Origin of the sequence: Komagataeibacter intermedius TF2 (assembly GCF_000964425.1) — a bacterium.
In the GTDB taxonomy this organism is placed as follows: domain Bacteria; phylum Pseudomonadota; class Alphaproteobacteria; order Acetobacterales; family Acetobacteraceae; genus Komagataeibacter; species Komagataeibacter intermedius.
The window spans coordinates 1-245 of sequence record NZ_BANF01000512.1 but is presented as its reverse complement, the minus strand read 5'-3'; the positions used below and the strand labels follow the sequence as shown (position 1 = coordinate 245).

The window sequence follows — 245 nt, the reverse complement described above, 5'->3', positions numbered from 1 at the left end:
CGCCATATCCTGGCCCGGAATTTCTTTCTCCATCCCGATTATGCGGATGACCCGCATATGCCCCCATCCATGCGAGACTATCATCTCGCCCGTTTCACGGAGATGTACGAAACGACGAAACGTGTCGACTTCGATGAGTGGCACCGCACCGAACCCGCGCCCCAGGTAGACAAGCAGGCTGTGCGCGATGGCCGCGAGGGACGCAAGCACAACGTCCAGCTCGCCTTCATTTCACAGAACCATAC

Annotated in this window: 1 protein-coding gene; it reads left to right on the top strand. The window is 58.0% G+C overall.

Annotated features, from left to right (window positions below; translation table 11 throughout):
- Positions 1-245, top strand: a 245-nt coding sequence (locus B7449_RS18230; RefSeq protein WP_048884025.1) for a hypothetical protein, incomplete at both ends; no start/stop codon positions are given.